This is a genomic window from Verrucomicrobiia bacterium (assembly GCA_036405135.1).
Classification (GTDB): domain Bacteria; phylum Verrucomicrobiota; class Verrucomicrobiia; order Limisphaerales; family JAEYXS01; genus JAEYXS01.
The window spans coordinates 282,673-303,027 of sequence record DASWYF010000022.1 but is presented as its reverse complement, the minus strand read 5'-3'; the positions used below and the strand labels follow the sequence as shown (position 1 = coordinate 303,027).

At 56.2% G+C, this 20,355-nt stretch carries 20 protein-coding genes; 2 read left to right on the top strand and 18 right to left on the bottom strand.

Features of this window, described 5'->3' with window-relative positions; translation table 11 throughout:
- Positions 1–89: 89 nt before the first annotated feature.
- Both VGH19_11745 and VGH19_11740 read left to right on the top strand, forming a co-directional pair.
- On the top strand, positions 90–2,525 hold the full coding sequence (locus VGH19_11745; protein ID HEY1172036.1) for a DUF1549 and DUF1553 domain-containing protein: 2,436 nt from the start codon (positions 90–92) through the stop codon (positions 2,523–2,525).
- Positions 2,526–2,541: 16 nt separating this feature from the next.
- Entirely contained in the window at positions 2,542–4,836 is a 2,295-nt protein-coding gene (locus VGH19_11740; protein ID HEY1172035.1) for a c-type cytochrome domain-containing protein, read from the top strand.
- Positions 4,837–4,922: 86 nt separating this feature from the next.
- Here the strand turns inward: VGH19_11740 and VGH19_11735 are convergent, their stop codons facing one another.
- The 18 genes from VGH19_11735 to VGH19_11650 form a co-directional block, all read right to left on the bottom strand.
- Positions 4,923–6,416, bottom strand: coding sequence for an NADH-quinone oxidoreductase subunit N (locus VGH19_11735; protein HEY1172034.1), 1,494 nt, complete (start codon positions 6,414–6,416; stop codon positions 4,923–4,925).
- The gene (locus tag VGH19_11730; GenBank protein HEY1172033.1) at positions 6,413–7,903 is read right to left on the bottom strand and encodes an NADH-quinone oxidoreductase subunit M; all 1,491 of its coding nucleotides are present in this window, start codon (positions 7,901–7,903) and stop codon (positions 6,413–6,415) included. The genes VGH19_11735 and VGH19_11730 overlap by 4 nt, the downstream gene beginning before the upstream one ends.
- 1 nt (position 7,904) lies before the next feature.
- The gene (locus VGH19_11725) at positions 7,905–9,476 is read right to left on the bottom strand and encodes an NADH-quinone oxidoreductase subunit M (protein ID HEY1172032.1); all 1,572 of its coding nucleotides are present in this window, start codon (positions 9,474–9,476) and stop codon (positions 7,905–7,907) included.
- Positions 9,455–11,503, bottom strand: coding sequence for an NADH-quinone oxidoreductase subunit L (gene nuoL / locus VGH19_11720; GenBank protein ID HEY1172031.1), 2,049 nt, complete (start codon positions 11,501–11,503; stop codon positions 9,455–9,457). Before nuoL ends, VGH19_11725 begins: the two co-directional genes overlap by 22 nt.
- Complete coding sequence (gene nuoK, locus VGH19_11715; GenBank protein HEY1172030.1) at positions 11,504–11,809, bottom strand: NADH-quinone oxidoreductase subunit NuoK; 306 nt, start codon at positions 11,807–11,809, stop codon at positions 11,504–11,506.
- Positions 11,806–12,357 carry an NADH-quinone oxidoreductase subunit J gene (locus VGH19_11710; protein ID HEY1172029.1) on the bottom strand — a complete coding sequence of 184 codons (552 nt, stop codon included), beginning with the start codon at positions 12,355–12,357 and terminating at the stop codon, positions 11,806–11,808. Before VGH19_11710 ends, nuoK begins: the two co-directional genes overlap by 4 nt.
- Positions 12,358–12,361: 4 nt before the next feature.
- Positions 12,362–13,567, bottom strand: coding sequence for an NADH-quinone oxidoreductase subunit NuoH (gene nuoH / locus VGH19_11705; GenBank protein HEY1172028.1), 1,206 nt, complete (start codon positions 13,565–13,567; stop codon positions 12,362–12,364).
- A gap of 12 nt (positions 13,568–13,579) precedes the next feature.
- Positions 13,580–14,218 carry a 4Fe-4S dicluster domain-containing protein gene (locus VGH19_11700; GenBank protein ID HEY1172027.1) on the bottom strand — a complete coding sequence of 213 codons (639 nt, stop codon included), beginning with the start codon at positions 14,216–14,218 and terminating at the stop codon, positions 13,580–13,582.
- A gap of 6 nt (positions 14,219–14,224) precedes the next feature.
- Entirely contained in the window at positions 14,225–14,749 is a 525-nt protein-coding gene (locus VGH19_11695; protein HEY1172026.1) for a macro domain-containing protein, read from the bottom strand.
- 4 nt (positions 14,750–14,753) lie between these two features.
- Complete coding sequence (locus VGH19_11690; protein ID HEY1172025.1) at positions 14,754–15,830, bottom strand: NADH-quinone oxidoreductase subunit D; 1,077 nt, start codon at positions 15,828–15,830, stop codon at positions 14,754–14,756.
- Between the two features lie 90 nt (positions 15,831–15,920).
- A complete protein-coding gene (locus tag VGH19_11685; protein ID HEY1172024.1) occupies positions 15,921–16,244 on the bottom strand; it encodes a type II toxin-antitoxin system RelE/ParE family toxin in 324 nt (107 codons plus the stop codon).
- Positions 16,223–16,414, bottom strand: coding sequence for a hypothetical protein (locus VGH19_11680; GenBank protein HEY1172023.1), 192 nt, complete (start codon positions 16,412–16,414; stop codon positions 16,223–16,225). Before VGH19_11680 ends, VGH19_11685 begins: the two co-directional genes overlap by 22 nt.
- Positions 16,415–16,454: 40 nt before the next feature.
- On the bottom strand, positions 16,455–17,069 hold the full coding sequence (locus VGH19_11675; GenBank protein ID HEY1172022.1) for an NADH-quinone oxidoreductase subunit C: 615 nt from the start codon (positions 17,067–17,069) through the stop codon (positions 16,455–16,457).
- A 12-nt stretch (positions 17,070–17,081) separates the two neighbouring features.
- Entirely contained in the window at positions 17,082–17,696 is a 615-nt protein-coding gene (locus VGH19_11670) for an NADH-quinone oxidoreductase subunit B (protein HEY1172021.1), read from the bottom strand.
- 6 nt (positions 17,697–17,702) lie between these two features.
- The gene (locus VGH19_11665) at positions 17,703–18,083 is read right to left on the bottom strand and encodes an NADH-quinone oxidoreductase subunit A (GenBank protein ID HEY1172020.1); all 381 of its coding nucleotides are present in this window, start codon (positions 18,081–18,083) and stop codon (positions 17,703–17,705) included.
- 258 nt (positions 18,084–18,341) lie between these two features.
- Entirely contained in the window at positions 18,342–18,614 is a 273-nt protein-coding gene (locus VGH19_11660) for a hypothetical protein (GenBank protein ID HEY1172019.1), read from the bottom strand.
- 46 nt (positions 18,615–18,660) lie between these two features.
- Positions 18,661–19,266, bottom strand: a complete 606-nt coding sequence (locus VGH19_11655) for an MBL fold metallo-hydrolase (protein HEY1172018.1) — start codon at positions 19,264–19,266, stop codon at positions 18,661–18,663.
- Between the two features lie 290 nt (positions 19,267–19,556).
- Positions 19,557–20,261 (bottom strand): SDR family oxidoreductase, encoded by a 705-nt coding sequence (locus VGH19_11650; GenBank protein HEY1172017.1) that lies wholly within the window; start codon positions 20,259–20,261, stop codon positions 19,557–19,559.
- Between the last annotated feature and the right edge of the window lie 94 nt (positions 20,262–20,355).

Genomic DNA, 20,355 nt, shown 5'->3' with positions numbered 1-20,355 from the left:
CGAAGCGCATCAAGCCAGCTTTTTCCCAAGTCCTCCCACAGGACATTTCAGTTGAGTTTTATCAGTTAGCCGTATCCCGTATCCGGATCATGAAGCGTTGCCTGACATTCCTGACCGCCACCCTCCTTGCCACGGGTTCTCTCACCGCCAAGGAAGCCAAGCTGGTGGACGTGAAGATTTATCCGCCGGACATCAACCTGAGCACCAAGCGCGACCGCCAGTCGTTCCTCGTGCATGCCATGTACGACAATGGCACCACGCGCGACGTGACCGGCAAGGCGAAGATCAGCCTCGCCAATCCGGCGCTCGGCAAGATCGAAAATTTCACGGTGCATCCCGTGGCGGATGGTGAGACGGAATTGAAGGTCAGTTTCGAGGGCCAGAAGCTCACGGTGCCGGTCAAGATCTCCAAGGCGCAGGAAGAACGCCCCATCAGCTTTGCGCTGGATGTGATGCCGGTGTTCATGAAGGCGGGTTGTAATGCGGGTGGTTGCCATGGCGCAGCTCGCGGCAAGGACGGCTTCCGTCTCTCCCTCTTCGGCTACAATGCTGAAGGTGACTATGATTATCTCACCCGTGAGATCATCGGTCGCCGCATCAACCTCGCCATCCCGGAGGACAGTCTCCTGCTGACCAAAGGCGCTGGCCAGGTGCAACACACCGGCGGCAAACTTTTCGAGCCGGACAGTGAATTGTATCAGACCGTGCTCCGCTGGATTCAAGCCGGTGCACCGAAGGACCCGAAAGACATCCCGACGCCCGTCAGCGCGGAAATCTTCCCCACGCAAGCCGTTTTGGAAGGTTCTAACACCGCCCAGCGCGTCGTTGTCCGCGCCAAGTATTCCGATGGCACTGATCGCGATGTCACCTCCCTCGCAGCTTTCTCCAGCAATAACGATGTCTCGGTGAAGGTGACTCCGCTGGGCCAACTCACCGCAGGTGAACGAGGTGAAGCCTTCATCATGGCTCGCTTTGAGACGTTCACGGTCGGCTCGCAGGTGATAGTCGTCCCGAAAGGTCAGGACTTCAAATTTCCGGAGATCGAGGCGAAGAATTACATCGACGAGCTGGTTTACAACAAGCTGAAGAAGATCCGCGTGGAACCCTCCGCACAAGTGGCGGACAACAAATTCCTCCGTCGCCTCTATCTAGATGTTATCGGCCGCCTGCCAACGGTGCAGGAATTGAAAGAATTTGAATCGGACATCAGCACCGGCAAGCGCGAACGGGTCATCGATGAACTCATCGCCAAGCCCGACTTCGCCGACATGTGGGTGATGAAGTGGGGTGAACTCCTTCGCGTCCGCAGCGTGCAGGATAACGGCGAATACTTCTCCGAGAAGAACACGATGGCCTATTACAACTGGCTCCGTGACCAGATTCTTAGCAACGTCCCCGTGGACGCTATGGTGAAATCGATCGTCTCGGCCAACGGCTCCACCTTCAACAATCCGCCCGCCAACTATTACAAGCTGGAGACGGATGTGATGAAGATGTCTGAGGATGTCGCCCAGGTGTTCATGGGCATGCGCATCCAGTGCGCCCAGTGCCACAATCATCCATTCGACCGCTGGACGATGAATGACTACTACGGCTTCGCCTCCTTCTTCTCGCAAGTCGGCCGCAAACGCGGCGAAGACCCGCGCGATACCATCGTGTTCAATCGCGGCGGCGGTGAGATCAATCACCCGGTCACCAAGCGTCCCGTGCCGCCCACCTTCCTGGGTGGTGGTCCGGCCGATGTGCAGGGCAAAGACCGCCGGGCGGTGCTGGCCGAATGGCTCGCCTCGCCGAAGAATCCTTACTTCGCGCGCAATCTGGTGAACATCGTCTGGGCACACTTCTACGGTCGCGGCATCATCGACCCCGTGGATGATGTCCGCATCAGCAACCCGGCCTCGAACCCGGAATTGCTGGAAGAACTGGCCAAGCGCTTCACGGCGTCTAACTACGACTTCAAGTCTTTGGTCCGTGACATAGCCAACTCCCGCACCTATCAGCTCGCCACGCAGGCGAATGAAAGCAATGCGAGCGATACGATCAACTTCGCCAAAGGCAGCATCCGCCGCATGCGCGCTGAGATCCTGCTGGATGCCATCAACCAAGTCACCGAGACGCAAGAGCGCTTCAACAAGACGCCGAAAGGCATGAACGCGGTGCAGATCGCGGACGGCAATGTGACCAGCTACTTCCTCACGACCTTTGGCCGCGCCACCCGTGAGACCGTGTGCTCCTGCGAAGTGAAGATGGAGCCCAACCTCTCCCAAGCGCTGCACTTGCTCAACGGGGATACCGTGAACAACAAGGTGCAAAATGGCGGCGTGGTGAAAAAACTTGTCGCCGCGGGCAAACAGCCGAACGAGATCGTGGAAGACCTATACCTCCGCACACTCTCCCGCAAGCCGACGGCCGGTGAGCTCGAAAAACTCGAGCCTTTCCTCGTCCAGAAGGAAAAGCAGGAAGACGCGCTTAACGACCTCTTCTGGTCATTGCTGAACTCGAAAGAGTTCATGTTCAACCATTGATTCAAGCTGTCGAGTTATGGTGAAACATTGGAAACGCATCGTATTGAGCGGCCTCGGTATCGCCGCATTGCACACCGGGCTGAACACCGAAGCCAGCGCGCAGGAGAAGGTCAATTATCAGGACCACATCGTTCCCATCTTCCGCAACAATTGCTTCAAGTGTCATAGTCAGGACACCTCCAAAGGTGACTTGGATCTCAGCACGTTTGGCGCGGCTCTCAAAGGCGGCAGCTCCGGCTCCGGCCTCTCCAGCGGCGATCCCGATGGCAGCAAGCTCTTCAAGGTGGTTGCTCATACCGAAGAGCCGAAAATGCCGCCGAACAGCAAGATCACGGACAAAGAACTCGAGCTGATCAAGAAATGGATCGCCGGCGGTCTTTTGGAAAATTCCGGCAGCAAAGCCATCGCTTCCTCCGCTCCCAAGGTGGACATGACGGTGGACCTCACCAAGCTCGGCAAACCCGACGGTCCCCCTGCCCTGCCTCAGGACTGGTTGCTGGAACCCTCTGTCCGCACCGATCGCACAACTGCCGTGCTCGGCGTTGCTTCGAGCCCTTGGGCACCGGTCGTCGCACTCACCGGCCAGCATCAAGTATTGGTTTATAACACGGATACGCTGGAACTTTCCGGCGTCGTCAAATTTCCCAGCGGTCATCCCGTACAGGTGCGGTTCAGCCGCAACGGCAAGATGCTCCTCGCCGCAGGCGGTGAAGGTGCCAAGATCGGTCTCGCCACCGTGTGGGATGTGGTGACGGGTGATAAGATCATCACGGTCGGTGAAGAGTTCGATACCGTCCTTGCCTCCGATCTCAGCGCCGACCAGAAATGGATCGCGCTCGGTGGTCCGAGCAAGCTCGTCAAAATTTATTCCACGGCGGATGGTCAGCAGAAGTATAGTCTGAAGAAGCACACGGATTGGGTAACGGCCGCTGAATTTAGCCCGAACGGCAAATATCTTGCCACTGGCGATCGCGTCGGTGGCATCCTCGTTTGGGAACCTGCTACCGGCACGCAGCTTTACTCCATGCGCGGCCATCGCGGTTCTATCACGCAGCTGAGCTGGCGCGCTGACTCTGGCCTGCTCCTCTCCGCCAGCGAAGATGGCACTGCCCGCACTTGGAAAGTAGAAGACGAGCAACAGGTCCGCAGCATCAATGCGCACAATGGTGGCGTGCTTTCCGGCAGCTTCGATCAGACTGGCAACATCATCACCGCCGGTCGCGATAAACAGGTCGCCATCTGGGATGCGAACGGCACCAAGAAGAAATCCTTCGCCGTCACCAACGATATCCCCGTCCGCGCTGCCCTCACTCATGACAGCAAACGCGCTGTGGCCAGCGATTGGGCCGGTAACATCTATGTCTGGAACGCCGAGGATGGCAAACTGCTTGGCGAACTCAGCGCGAATCCGCCCACCTTGGAACAACGCTTCGAGACGGTACAGAAAGAGATCGAAGCCACGCAAGTTTCGTTGACCAAGCTCAATGCGGACTTGGCCACTGCGAAAGAAGAACTCGCCGCTGTCGAAGGCCAGCAAGCTGACAAAGTGAAACTGGACGCCGCTAAGAAAAAGATCGCGGACACAGAAGCTGCCATCCAAGTTGCTACCGCGCAGATCGATTCCAAGAAAACCAAGCTCACCGAGATTCAAGCGGCCCAGTTCAACGTCAAGGTTTACGCAGCTAAAGATGCTTACGCCGTCAAGGAAGCGGATCACCAGAAGTTGCTCGGCTCCATTGAAGACGCGAAAGGCATCGTCGCCAGTGCGGACAAAGATATCGCCAAAGCCAAGAAACAGGCCGTCAATGTCACTGACCGTTGGGATGGCCTGAAGAACATCGCGAAGTTCGACAAGCGTTTCGCCGATGAAGCCGCCGCCACTCTCAAGGATGCTCAGAAAGCCGCGGGCAAAATCGAAGCCAAGGTAAAGAAAGCCGAAGCCTCTCTCGCCAAGGCCAAACTGGAAGCCCAAGAAACCTTGAAGAAAGAGATCGAGACGCTGCGCAAAGAACTCGAACCGTTGCAAAAGAAAGTCACTGAAAGCCAGGCTGCCGTGACCAAGTGCAACGAAGAGATCGAAGCCACCAAGACCAAACTCGTGGCCATCGAGAAGGAGGCCTCGGAAGCAGACAAGAAGATCAAAAATCTGATCGCCCAATCCAAGAAAGCTCAGAGCGAAGTAGGCACTGCTGAAAGTCGCGTGGAGAAATCCAAGAAAGACCTCGATGCGGAGAAGCTCAAAGTGGATTCACTCGCCGCCGAGTATAAAAAGCTGAAACCGCAAGCTCCTGTCCAAGCCGCCAAGAGCTAATCAACGTAGCTGCCGAGGTAACGAGGCAGAACTAACCTAAAAAAAATCTCCAAACCGGCAGTCTCTAACGGCTGCCGTTTTTCTTTTTACCACGCACTCTTCAATGCTTCCGCCAATGGCCCCAACACCATCTCTGGTGCACAGCCCAAAACAATCGTAAGCACCGCCAACAAGCACAGCACCACCAACGTCACCACACCGGGCTTCAGTTCCACTACCGTTTCATTCCCCGGCACCACCCAAGCCTGCTTGAGCACTTGCAGATAGTAGTAGAGCGAGATCGCACTCGTCGCGATGGCCAACGCCACCAGCCAGAGGAGGCCAAGCGAAGGTGCCTTCACCGCCGTCGCCGAAAGGAATACGTGGAATTTACCGACGAAACCCGCCAGCGGCGGAATCCCCGCCAGTGACAAAACGAAGATCATCAGGCACACCGCCATCAACGGCGACTGCTTCGCCATTCCCGCCAGGTTCGCCAGTGAATCCCCTCCCCGCTGCCGCTCTACCAATACCGCCACACCGAACGCCCCGATCGTCGCCACGCCATACGTGAATGCATAATAAATCACCGCCTGCAATCCTGTCTCCTTCACCGCCAGCACACCCAGCAGCATGTATCCCGCATGTGCAACCGCTGAGAACGCCAGCAATCGCCGCAGACTGCTTTGCGCCAGTGCTGCAAGATTTCCCAGCACCATGGAAAACGCCGCGATGCCCGCCAGCAACGGCATCCATCCCACCGTATAACTCCGCCACGCCGCATCGCCTTCCACTCCCGTGAAGCCCGCATACATCAACCGCGCGACCACCACAAAACTCGCCAGCTTGGAACCCGAAGCGATGAGCGCAGCCGCCGGTCCCGGTGCGCTTTGATACACCGCTGGCGCCCACAGATGGAACGGCACCGCCGCCACCTTGAAGCCCAGTCCCACCATCACCATGACCATCGCCACCAGTAGCACCGGATCATTCGCTTTATCCGCCAGCCCTTTGCCCACTTCCGAAATCAAAGTGCTGCCCGTCAAACCGTAGAGCAGACTGAAACCGAAAAGCATAAACGCCGCCGCCATACCGCCGTAGAGGAAATATTGCAGCGCTGCATGAATGCCCTCGCGATTCCGTTTATCGAACGCCACCAGTGAATACAGCGACAAGCTCACCAGTTCCAACGCCACGAACAGCAGCAACAGATCACCCGCGCTCACCAGCAGCATCATGCCCACCGTCGCGAACAAGATAAGTGCCACGCACTCGCCCACATGCTCTGTGAACTCACCATCCACGAACAAAGCCACCGTCAACAGCGTCAGCAACAATAGCCCGACCTTAACCCACAGCGTCAAATGGCTGACAATAAATGAACCACCCAGATACACCGCTGGCTCCGTGCTCGTCGTCATCCAAAAGATTGCCGCCAGCGCAGCGAAACCCGTGAAGCCCGCCCCAAAGCCGAATCGCACCCGCTTGGATTCCTCCCGCAAAACCATCAGGTCCACCCCCAAGACCGCCAATGCTGCCGCCACCAATAGCAGCTCGGGAATGAGCCCCATCACCAAATGCAGATAATTCACCGGCATCATTCCAACCGTCCTTTTCGCAACGCTTCAAAGAGCGGTGATGCCAAAGCTGGCTGAATCAAATTCAGAAGAACCTTAGGATATAAGCCGACGATCAAGGTCGTCGCCAACAGTATGAGCGCCCCTGCCCGTTCCGGCACCGTGATTGGCTTCATCTCTTCATGATGCTTTTCTGCAATCGGCTCTGCGTCCGAGAAGAAAGCCGTCTGCAATGCGCGCAACGTGAATGCCACACCGACCACAATCCCCACACCAGCCACCACCGCTTTAGTCGGATCCAACGCCCAAGCTCCGATCAATACCGAGAACTCCGCCACAAACCCACTGAAGCCCGGCAGCCCCATCGATGCCAGACTCGCCAGCACAAATGTCCCCGCTGCGAAGGGTAAGGCATTGCTGAGATTCATCACCTGCAGCGCATTTAAGTCCCGCGTATGCGCCCGCTCATACACCATCCGTCCCACCACGCCGAACAGCAGTCCCGCGATGATGCCGTGCGAGAACATTTGCAAAATCGCTCCCGTCAAGCCGATCGCATTCATGCTCACCAGTCCCAAGATCACAAACCCCATGTGGCTCACGCTCGAGTAAGCGATGACAAATTTGAAATCCTTCTGCACCAGCGCTACCGAAGCACCATACACGATCCCAATCACCGCCAGCCAACCCAGCACATTCTGCCAAGCGAGCAATCCTTCCGGAAAAAGACAAACACCTGCACGCAATGCCCCATACGCACCGAGCTTCATAATCACACCTGCCAGCAACATAGAAGCCGCCGTCGGAGCCGCCACGTGACCTGTTGGTGCCCACGTGTGAAACGGCCAAATACCCGCCAAAATCGCAAACCCAAAAAACATCAGCGGAAATACCCAATGCTGGAACGAGGCTGCGAACTGGATTTGCCCCAATACCTCCAAGCTCGCCGTCTGTCCGCCCGCCATTACCAGCGTCGCAACAATTCCCACCAGCACAAGCGCACTGCCCACGAACGAATACAGCACCAACTTCATCGCCGCATACTCGCGATTCTGTCCGCCCCAGATCGCCACGAGAAAATACTTCGGCACAATCGCCAGTTCGTAGAACACAAAAAACAGAAACAGATCGAAGCTAAGGAACACACCATACACCGCCCCGATGAGTAACAGATAGAACGCAAAGAATTCTTCCAAACGATGCGTCACGTTCCAGGAAAACAGCACACCCGTCACTGCCGCGATGCCCGTCAGCAACACCATCACCACACTGATACCATCCGCCGCCAGATGATATTCTGCACCGAAAGCCGGAATCCACTTGAGCTTCGTCAGCGTCACCACATCCGCACTCGCATCACACTGCACCGCTGCGGCTAGCCCGATGAATAAACCCACCAGTCCAGTCCCCAGCGCAGCGAACCGGATATGCCGCAGATTACCCGCTGGCAGCAGCGCCACGAGCAACGCTCCGAGAAAGCTCACGTAGATGGTCCAGGGCAGTGCGCTCATATCACCTCGCCAGCCCTTCTACCAAACGCGTCACCGTTGGATTGATCAAGCCCATCAGCAGTTGCGGATACACACCCAAAATCAGCACCAGCAGCAACGCCGGCAGCACCGTGAACCGCTCACGAATATCCAAATCACGCCAGCCAACATGTGTGGACGGCAACGGTCCGTAGAAAATTTGTTGATACATCCGCAGCAGGAAGATTGCTGTGATGAGCAGACCCGGCGTAGCCAACACCGCCGCCCACGCCGCCAGACCGAACGTCCCCTTGAAGATTAAGAATTCGCCCACAAACCCGCTCAATCCCGGTAAGCCCAAAGAAGCAAACGTCGCCACACCCATCAACCCACAGAACACGGGCATCGCCGCTCGCAATCCGCCAAACCGTGACAGATTCGTTTCCCCTGCTCCACGTTCTTCGAGATAACTCACGAAACAGAACAACAACGCCGCCGTGATGCCGTGATTGAACATCTGCAAAACCGTTCCGCCCAAAGCCGCCGAAGCCTCCACCGTCCAGCCGTGACCATTCACACTGCTCGCCGTCGCGAATATTCCCAGCAGACAGTAGCCCAGATGGTTGATGGAAGAATACGCCAGCAGCTTCTTCAAATCCGTCTGCGCCGAAGCCGCGAGTGCTGACATCACGATCGTCGCTATGGCCAGCCACAGCAGCCAGTTCTGCACGAACGCGATTTGCTCCTGAAAGATCGGCAGGAAGATGCGCAGAAAACCATACACGCCCATCTTGGACATCGCACCCGTGAGCAGCATCGTCACGGCGGCCGGGGCTGTGGAGTAAGTCCTCGGCAACCAGCCATGAAATGGCATCAATGGCACCTTCACCGCCAATCCAAGGAAAACCCCGAACGCGATCACCAGTCCGAGCTGTTCCTTCTTCAATTCATACCAGCCAAGATTCAAACTCATCCGCGAGAGCAGTTCTCCACTCTTCGCCAGCTCGGCCAACTTGATGAAATCAAACGTCCCAACTGCCAGATACATCCCCAGAAACGCGAGCAGCAGCGTCACACTACCGACCATTGTGTAAACAAAGAACTGGATCGCCGCTTTTCCGCGTTCAGGCCCACCCCACAATTTCACCAGGAAGAACGCTGGAACCAAACTCAACTCCCAGAACAGAAACCAGTGAATGAAGTTCAGCGCCGTGAACGTCCCGAATAAGCCCCCTTGCAGGAACAAGATGAGCGCGAAGAACATAGACGTGCGCTCCTCCAACTTCCACGCCGCCAACATGCTCATCGGCACCAACAACGCGGTAAGCAAGAGCAACACCAGGCTGAGTCCATCTACACCGACAAAATATTCCACGCCCAGCGACGGCATCCACGCATGCCGCTCCACCATCTGTAACTCACCACTAGTGGAATCAAACTGGCTGCCGATGAACAATGCGAGTGCCAACGTAAGCAGGCTCACCCCGAACGCCAGATGCCGCGTAAACGCCCGCTGGTGTTTCTCCAATCCCAAAAGCACACATCCGCCGAACAGCGGCAGCAACATCAGCAAGGTCAATGGGGAGAAGCCGTTCATGATTTGCTGCACCCCCATGACAGCAGCAGGACGAGAATCGTCAGCGCGATGCCCAATCCACGCAAAGCCCGTTGGATATTTCCCCGATGCGCGAGTTCCACCTTATCGCCCGATTCCTGCAACTTCGCACAACTCGCATTGAACCCGCCATTGATCACGATCTCGTCGATGATGCGATTCACCCAGCCTAGCACTTGCGATCCAATGCTCATTACCACCATCACGCCCTGCCATACTTGCTTCTCCAGCCAATCGCATCCCTGCGCCCAAGCCTTCTGCCACGCGATCACCGTCGCTTCATACAGTTCATCAATGAGCAACCGTTTCTCCAACGCCGGATAGACATTCGGCAGCAATCCGTGCAGTGGATCTGCTTTGCTCGTATCAATTGCCTTTCGTCCGTAGTAACCCCATCCGGCTGCGACACCGATACCGCAGATGACGATGGATGTCAGAATCGTTGGCCAGGCATGGAGCAATTTGCCACCATCAAAAACCACTTCATGCCCATGCACAAACGATTCAAACCAAGGCCACGCTGGTGTCCCGAGAAACCCGATTAGAGTCGCGCAGACGGCCAACACAATCAGCGGCACCGTCATCACCGCCGGACTCTCATGCGGCTCATGTGTCTTGGTTTCGTGCCCATGAGCAGAAGCCGCTCTATTCGAGCCGAAGAACACATACGCCATTTGCCTCGTCATGTAGAACGCCGTCAGAAACGCGCCCACCAGCACGAGATAGTATGGAATCTCCGAAGCAGGCCACTGATGCGCCTTGTGCATGATCTCATCCTTACTCCAGAAGCCAGCGAACGGGATCACGCCCGCCAGCGAGATCATACCTATCCCATAAGCGTAAAACGTCACCGGCATGAATTTCCGCAAGCCGCCCATCTTACGAATGTCCTGTTCCTCATTACATCCATGAATCACGGAACCCGAACCAAGGAACAGCAACGCCTTGAAGAACGCATGCGTGATAAGATGAAACATTCCCACCGCCACACCACCCACGCCCAAGCCTACAAACATCAAGCCCAGTTGCGACACCGTAGAGTATGCGAGGATGCGTTTGATATCATTCTGTGCCATCGCGATGAATGCCGCAAAGACTGCCGTTATCGCTCCCACCCACGTGATCACTTGCAGCGCCGCCGTGTCATTCGCTGGTCCGTCAGGGGTTACGGCCAGCAGCGGATACACCCGTGCCATGAGGAACACGCCTGCCGCCACCATCGTCGCCGCATGGATGAGCGCGCTCACCGGCGTCGGACCTTCCATCGCATCCGGCAACCACACGTGCAACGGTACCTGACCGCTCTTGCCCACCGCTCCACAGAAAAGCAGCAGTGAAATCACCGTGCTCACCGCTATACCGCCAAAGGCCATTTGTCCCACGAGCTTCGTCAGTGCTGATTGCTCCAAACACCCGGCCCCATTGTCATAGCAAAGCAGCGTCCCTGTCTCGCGATACAGCCAGAGCAACCCGAGAAACAGGCCGATGTCGCCAATGCGCGTCGTGATAAACGCCTTCTTCGCCGCCGCCGCTGCTGACGGCTTTTGATACCAGAACCCGATGAGCAGATAGGACGCGAGGCCCACCAGTTCCCAACACATGAAAAGCAGCAACAGATTATTCGCGATTACCAAACCCAGCATCGCTGCCGCAAAAAGTGACAGGAAACAGAAAAAGCGCGTGAACCGTTCATCATGCGCCATGTAGCCGATGCTGAAGATGAAGATGAGCGTGCCGACGAACGTCACCATCACCAGCATCATCGCGCTCAAAGGATCAAGCACCCAGCCGAGCTGCATCTGCGTTTCACCGAATTCCAACCACAGAAAATTGTGCACCACCGGCACACCATGTTGCCCCAGTACTGCGATGAACGCTTTCACCGACAAGAGGAAAGCTCCCACCATTCCCGCCACCGCCACACCCGAGGCCAACCCACGTTGCCCTTTCCCCACAAACGTGGTGATCACCGCTGCCAACAGCGGCAGCGCGGGGATCAACCAAAGCATGGAGGCGGCGTTATCCATCTATTTCTTATCCTCCTTCGCCACATCCGTATTCCGATAATGCCGATAGAGCGCGATAATCAGTGCCAACCCCACCGCCGCCTCCGCCGCCGCGATAGCGATGGAGAAGATTGCGAACATCACCCCTTGGTTGCCATCCGGATTCGGCGAGTAACGCCAGAAAGCAATGAAGTTCAGGTTCGCCGCATTCAACATTAACTCAATGCCCACCAGCACCATGATCGCATTGCGCCGGATCAATGCTCCTGCCAAGCCGATGCAGAAGAGCATCGCCGCTACGATGAGGTAATAATGCAGCGGGATCATCCGTGCTTGTCCTCCGATGTATGCGCAGACTCCTCAGCAGACTTCGACTTGTCCGCAACCTTGCGCTCTTCCATCGCGATCACCACCGCACCGATAGTCGCCGCCGTCAGCAAGAGTCCGATGGCTTCCAGCGGCAGCACATAACGCGTCATCAATTCCTCACCAATGCGCTTCACCGTCAGCATCGGTGCTGCCAGTTGCACGCGATCAAAACGTCCACTGGAAAGCAACGCGCCCACAATCGTTCCAAACGCCAGTAAGGCGATCCCCACGCCCGCCACCTTACTCTGCAAGAGACTTTGATTCGGCTCCTCAGTGGCACTGCGCGTGAGCAACAAGGCGAACACGATGAGAATCGCCACCGCGCCGATATAAACGAGTAGTTGCACGAAGGCCACGAACTCGGCACTCAGCATCAGATACATCGCACCGAGTCCGGCGAACGTCACCACCAACGCCAGCGCGCAATGCACCAGATGACGCAACGACATCACCGCCACCGCTCCACCGAGCGTGACCGTCGCTATGATGACAAAGGCCAGTTCCATCAGTTCAATTCTCCGCGTAACGATATTCCCGCGGCGCCACCCCGCGTGCCGCCGTCAGACCGCGTCCCAGTAGCACATAAGCCGCCACCAACATTCCCGCACAAATGATCCAACGCATAAAGCCCGGCTCGATAAACCGCCAGATGCCCGCCACGAAGATGTTGATGAGCGTAAGCGGCAGCATGAATTTCCAGGCGAAGTTCATGAGCTGGTCTTGGCGCAGGCGTGGCAACGTCCCGCGCAGCCAGATGAATAGCACGATGAAGCCCATGAGCTTCGCAAAGAACCAGCACCACGAAGGTATCCACTCCAGGAACGGCAACGGCGCATGCCAGCCACCAAGGAACAGTGTGATAGCCAAACCGCTCACCGCGAACAGTCCGAGGTATTCTCCAAGGAAAAAGAGCGCGAACTTGAATCCCGAATATTCCACGAAATAACCCGCGATGATCTCGGACTCGCCTTCTGGAATATCAAACGGCGAACGATTCGACTCTGCCGTAGCCGCTGTCACGAAGAGCAGGAACCCCGCGAAACCCCACGGCGTGAACACATACCAGTTCGGCAGCCAACCATAGTAGCCCGCTTGTGCATCCACGATGGATGTCGTGGAGAGCGAGCCCACGGCCATCACCACCGTGACCGCCGAAAGAATGAGCGGGATCTCATAGCTGATCATCTGCCCGATGGCACGCATCGCTCCCAGCAACGAATATTTATTCCGGCTCGACCAACCGGCCATGAACACCGCCAGTTCTGTTGACGCACCGACCGCGAAGAAGAACAGCAGCCCAGCATCCAGATCAATGGCTACCATGTTCCGTCCAACCGGTAACACCGCGTATGAAAGAATCACCGGAATCACGATCACCACGGGCGCAAGGAAGTGTACTAACTTATCCGCCGCACGCGGCACGACATCTTCCTTGATGAGTGCTTTGATACCATCCGCGGCGGGTTGCAGGATGCCGAACGGGCCCACGCGATTTGGTCCCAAGCGGTTTTGGATACGTCCCAATCCTTTGCGTTCCAGAATCGTCGTCAACGCGAACAAGCCCGGAAACACGCTGAGAATCGGCATGATGGAGAGCAAGATGGAGACGAGCGGCTGGGCACCTGCGGGGAACTTGCCGACGACGAAAGCCTTCGTCAGAACGAAGACCTGGTCTGGATCGCTGATGATTGAGTTGATCAGTTCGCCAATATCCATGCCCGTGATCCCTTATGCGCCCGTGGGCGGAGCCGCCGGTGGAGCCGGTGGCGTTGCCGCCGCTTTCGCTTTTGCTTCCGCTGCCGCTTTGGCCTTCGCCTCGGCATCTGCCTTGGCCTTGGCTTCAGCCTGTTCCTTCGCCGCTACGCGTGCCGCGTCGATCTCGCCAGCGTCCTTCGGATGCAGCTTGCGGAAATAATCATTCGGCTTGGCCAGATCCATTTTGTGCAGGAGCAGACCGCCGAACCGGTCGTCATTCGATAGCTCATATTCCTGATCCATCTTGATGGCATCGAACGGACAGACCTCCACACAGATCTGGCAGCTCATGCAGACGGAGATATCGATATCAAACGTGGCCGGATAAATCTGCGCCTTACCGACAAAGTCTGGCTTCTTGTCCTTACTCTTCTCGATGTAGATGCATTTCGGCGGACATTCCTTCTCGCAGATCTGGCACGCCACACAGCGCAAGCCCGCTTGCGGATCATTGCCATCGAACACCAAGAACGGAAACTGCCGCGCATTCTCTTTCGGCGCGATGCGTTGCTCCGGATACTCGACCGTCGTGAGGCGATCTTTGGACACATAGCTCCCGGCGAAGTTTCTCGCCGTTTCCACCATGCCTTTCAATATGCCTTCGCCGAGCATTCGGTTTTAAACGTTACAAGTTTCTAACTCTGGAAAATGTTGCGCCATCTCCGCCACTTGAAAGTCGAGCAACAGACCAAACACCACTTCCCCAACGGGAGGAAATTCATCACCCAATATCGGCCTTACCCCTTGGGCAAACTCGGCCAAGGACAGGTTGCCAAAGCCGGTTGCCAGCACCGTAAACGCCACTCGCTTAGCCCCATAACCCGCCGCCATCTTCAACGCTTTGCGCGTGATATCCGTGATTATCTGCGGGCTGCTCTTATACCAGCCATCGATGGCCACCGCATGCAGCACCGCTTTGTAAGGCAATTCAGCACCGGAATACGCGATCACTTCGCCACACTTCGCCGCCCGTGGGCTACGCCCGTGAATGACCGCATGCAAAGTCTTCTGCATCTCATTTCCATAGCGCCCTAACAATTCCGCACCGACACCGCCAGATAAGTTCAGACTCACGTTGGCCGAACAGACGAGCACATCTGCCGGTTCGTCGAGCAAGTTAGTCTGTTTGAGTAGCCAACGCATATTATTACCGATCCACCTCACCGAGCACGATATCCACACTACCCAAGATGATCACCACATCCGCCACCGTATGACCGAGGCACATGTCCTCAAGAATCGTCAAATTGATGAAACTCGGCGGACGTATGCGGTAGCGATACGGATTCGGCGTGCCATCACTGATCAGATAAAAACCCAGTTCGCCCTTCGGCGCTTCGATGCGTCCATAAGCCTCGCCTGCCTTCGGTTTGAAGCCACGCAACTTCGCCTTCGGATCAATGATCGGCCCTTCAGGAATGGCTTTCAACGCCTGCTGCAAAATCCCCAGTGATTCCCGCATCTCCAGCAACCGGATCATCAGTCGATCATAAACATCACCATGTTCGCCAAGCGGCACACGGAAATTGAAGCGGTCGTAGATGCCGTATTTATCCACCTTGCGGATGTCGTAGTTCACCCCGCTCGCCCGCAGCATCGGGCCAGTGATGCCCGCACTAATCGCCAGAGCCTTGGGCAGCACCCCCACATTTTGACTGCGCGCCATGAGGATTTCATTCCCCATGAGCAAGCGTTCGTATTCATCCAGAAAACGCGGATACTCATCCACCACCTTCTGCGCCTGCTCCAGCCAGCCCGTCGGCAGATCACAGCGGCAACCTCCGAAGCGCATGTAATTGCACATCATGCGCGCCCCGCTCAGCGACTCGAACAGATCGAGAATCTTCTCGCGTTCACGGAAGGCATACATGAGGGGCGTGCCGAGCGCGCCCATGTCCTGCACTAAAAAGCCCAGCAAACACGTGTGATTCACCAATCGCGTCAGCTCCGCCGTGATGAGGCGGATATACTCCGCACGCTCCGGCACTTGCAGCCCAGCCAGCTTCTCGACAGACAACGCGTAAGCCCAGTTATTCGTCATCGAGCAAAAGTAATCGAGCCGGTCTGTGTAAGGCATCGAGGCTAGGTAACTCGCCCCCTCCGCGATCTTCTCATGATTACGATGCAGATAACCGAACACTGGCTTGAGCTTCACCACCCGCTCACCATCCAGCACCACATCCATGCGGAAAACGCCGTGCGTGGACGGATGATGCGGCCCCATGGACACTTCCAGCAGATCGCCGACACCAGCCTCAATCGTGGCCTCGGCAGTCTTGTCACTATTGGTCAGCGTAGCTTCCATTGAATAAGTTCAACCAGGATTGCCAAAATCATCCGAATCAATCTGCGGGATCCCACGCGCCGCATGCCAAAACCGGACTATCTCAACCCGTTCACCAACTATCCGGAACACGATCCGATAACTGCGAAAAATGATTTCCCGAAAAGGCATCCCCACTTCCGGAACCACCCGGCCTCTGAGCGGAAGTGCTTCCAAGCTCAAAGCCTTGCCAACCAGCTTCACACCAAAGGCCTCTGCGATTTGCGGAGATGCTTGCAAGGCGATATGGCGGACAATCGATTCAATGTCTCTGACCGCTTGTGGCGAAAAGACTACTTTGTAGAGTTCGCCCATGCGGGTATGCGCTTCAGTATCTCATCTGCCGAGACAGACTCGCCCCGATCCAGTTCCATCGCTCCCTGCCTGATTCCAGCCACAAACTCGATCTCATCCGAGATCTCCTGCAAGGACGCCTCGTCCGGCAGTTTCCGGATGATCTCCATCGCTATTTCTTTGCTGCTCATACAGATAATTTAGGCTTCTTATATGCAATGTCTATGCCGTTCAACTGCCAGGATAATGCTCCTTCGCCTTCTCCAGCACCTCATCGTGTGGCGTCGGCTCGTACTCGTAATCATCCGGCTCCACGTAATCTTTCCGCATCGGATGATCCTTGAACCCATCCCACATCAAGATGCGGCGTAAATCCGGATGCCCGATGAACTCGATGCCGTAAAGATCGTAAATCTCGCGCTCCTGAAACTCACAACTGCGCCAGACCGATGTCAGCGATGGCAGTTTCGCTTCACCCGCACGATTCCTAGTACGCATCCGCAAGATCAGCGGCCCATGCCGTTTCTCCATCGAATACAGATGATAGACCGTTTCCAGATAGCCGGGCTTTTTAGTCACTTGCTCGACCTCTTTCTCCACACCATCCACCACCTGCTTGACCTTCACTTTCAGCTCGGTATCCAGCCAATCAACCCCCGTCGCATTGGAGCAATAGTCAAAACGCAGTTCCGCATCATCGCGCAAAAATAAGGCGATCGCGAGACCATGCGCACCCTCCACCAAGAGCGACGGCTGGGCGGCAGGCGAGTCATTCGGCACCAGCGTCACTTGTGCGCCCGCCACGCTGGCTTCGATTCGCAGCCTTATGGACTCTAGGTCGATCACGATTTCAAATCATTAGCCGTTTCTCGTCACCACTGGTGTCTCCCACACCATCTCATTCTTCGGCGGCACCAGATCGTGTTCGCCAAATTGCGGCACCGGAAATTCACTCGGCGCATCGGGATTCAGATGACGCGGACGCGCCTTCCCGCTCATAGCCTGCTCATCGATCTTCCGCTGCAACGTCATGAACGCATGCAAAAGCGCCTCGGGTCGCGGCGGGCATCCAGGAATGTGCACATCCACCGGAATATAACGGTCAATCCCCTTCAGCACATTGTAACCCTGCTTGAAAGGGCCACCGGAAATCGCGCACGCACCCATCGCGATGACGTATTTCGGCTCCGGCATCTGGTTGTAGAGCCGCACCACTTGCGGCGCCATCTTCTTGGTCACCGTCCCGGCCACGATCATAAGATCTGCCTGACGTGGTGATGGACGAAACACCTCCGCACCGAATCGCGCCAAATCATACCGCGCCATGGAGGCCGCGATCATCTCGATCGCGCAGCACGCGAGACCGAATTGCAACGGCCACACGGAACTGCGACGCCCCCAATTGTAGAGGTCGCTCAAGGTCGTGGTGAACACGCCCTGTTTGCTCAATTCATTACGCAGCCCTTCATCCATGATGCGTCATTTCCAAGTCAGCACACCCTTCTTCCACGCCCACACCAATCCCTCTGCCAGCAACAGCAGAAAGAACATGATGGCGATAAACGCCCCCGCCGAAAGCCCCGTGAACGCCACCGCAAAGGGCAGCAGAAAAACCGTCTCCACATCGAAGATCAGGAACAAGATGCCGTAGAGGTAATACTCGGACTTGAACTGCACCCACGCATCGCCCTTGGATTCCAGACCGCATTCATAAGTCGCGTTCTTATCCGGACCGGGCTTCGGTGGAGAAAACTTCTTCGCCCACAGCTTCGCGAGCGCGAGCGGGATGAGTGGAAAGACGATGGCTACGCCCAGCAAAACGACCAGAAACAGATAAGGATGGTATGCAACCGCTAGCATTGGTGCTTACGCCACAGGTGGAATCCTGCGAAGAAGCTAACGGCGCAACGGGCCGACGTCAAGGAACTGACATCACTTTACTCAAACGCGCGAATCCGCGCAGTACCCCAATGTGCTGCCGGATTCCAGCCGGCAGTAAAGGGTCTTTCACCAGACAACGCCCGGTTCAAATAACCCAGCCCGACCCGTTCTCCGCCAGGCGCGGCAGGCCAACAAACTTCCTCTTATTGGGGCAATGCCGAGATGCCCCCCCGCACCTTAATTCGAGTCGTTATTAGGCCGTCGCAGCCCCACTGCATGCGCGATGTCATCAAACTCCTCGCGACTGACGGATTCCAACGTCTTGCCGCGAGTCTTCAGCTTCTCATTGATCTTGATGGCCTTCTCCGTCATCTCCTCGTGCGTATCCTTGCTCCCGCCCACGAGGGTAAAATTATCTCCCTTGGTCACGCGCTTGTGACCATCCGTATCCAAACCCACGCCAAGCATCATCGCCTTGGCTTTGCTGTTCTTTTTGGGCGCCTTCGCCATGTGGTCAACGTAAGGGTGTAGCGGTGAAGTCGCAAGGAACAATCGTTTAGCCATCTACTAATTCACGGATTTTGACTGAGGCCACCTTTAATAAAGGAGTGCCATGTGCGAATATTACCGTATCAAACGGCATCTCGATCAACTTAAGCAACGAGGTCTTCAGCATAGCCTGATCACGGCAATACTTCTTCGGTAGCACATCAAAACCATACTTCGGCAGATTGAAGACCGCATCACCTAACACAACCAAAGAACGCTCGCGCCAGCACAAAGCCACCTCGCCCCCTGCTCCACCGGGCAAAGGAACAATCTCCCATGAGTTCCACCTTACAGTCCCAGCTTCCCAACGATTCACATTCTCCAAAACAAGCTTCGCCTCCGCCGACGCCCACACAGGCGCGTTCGTTTCTTTTCGCCACTCGTCCGCGCTGCGTTCGTGATTCTCGTTCGTCAGCACAATGGCGGCCACATGATGATCGGAAAGCAGCCTTTGCTTCGCGGACACGGTTAGCCCAATAGGATCAAAAATGAAAAGCTGTCCATCCACGAGAACCGCATGCGAAGTCAACTCAACCTTATGCTCCGGCGAAAAACATTCCCAACGAAACACCCCGGGCAATATCTCCTGCACCTCTGTAGCCACAATGCCCATATCATTTAAAGCCTGTCAGACACTTCGGTATGGGATTGGAAGTAAAAGCTCCGAATGAACATCACCCTCGCCCCTCAATGGGGAGAGGGCCGGGGTGAGGGGTGAGCCGTAGCACAAAAGCGTTATTTTCTTCAGCCCGGAATTACTCAATAAAAGCTCGGCTCCCCTGTGCTTCGATTCACTCCTCACCCGGTTCCGCTTCGTGCGGAACCGACCTCTCCTCATTAAGAGGAGAGGAAACATTTCACACAGCCCACCAGTTATTGTCCTGAAACATTTCATGAAAACCTCTAGGTAGGTATCCCCGGCACCGTCAGCGGCTGCCCATTATTTCGGCTGTTCAACGAAAGCAGATACGGCACCGCCCGCTTTGCCCACTCATCCGGCGAAGGATAAGATTCCGCCGAACCACCAAAGCAACTGCGCAACATCTCCGTATTGATGATACCGGGATTTAACGCGACCGCCGCCAGACCTTCCGGCAATTCCTGCGCAAGCGCTTGCGTCAGCCCTTCAATCGCCCATTTCGTCGCACAATACGGCGCGACCTCCGGCGACGTGGAACGTCCCCAACCAGAACTCCAATTCACGATCACACCCTTTCCCCGCTCCATCATCTCCGGCACGAAATGCCGGATGACATTCGCCACGCCTTTGATGTTGATATCGATGACCTCGGAAAACTCCTGGGCAGAAACACCCCAAAGCGGCGCACTGCGATTGATGATGGCCGCATTATTGAGCAAAAGATCCGGCGCACCCGCATGATCCACACAGCGCGCCACCCATCTTTTTACCGCCCCATCATCGGTCACATCCACGATGTCAAAAAGATGCGGCGGGCCATAGGCATTAGTCAACGCGTCCACCTGCTCGGCTGACCGGCCACAACCCAACACCGTATGCCCCTGCCAGATGAATTCATCCACCATCGCCCGGCCCAATCCGCGCGTTGCTCCCGTGATCACCACCACTTTGCGTTCTGTTTTCGCCATACTTAAGGGGTGTGATTAAAATCGGGCGAGCGTTGGTGAGCCGCGACGAATCACGCGACCCGTGCTGCCGGATTCCAGCCGGCAGTCCGCGACG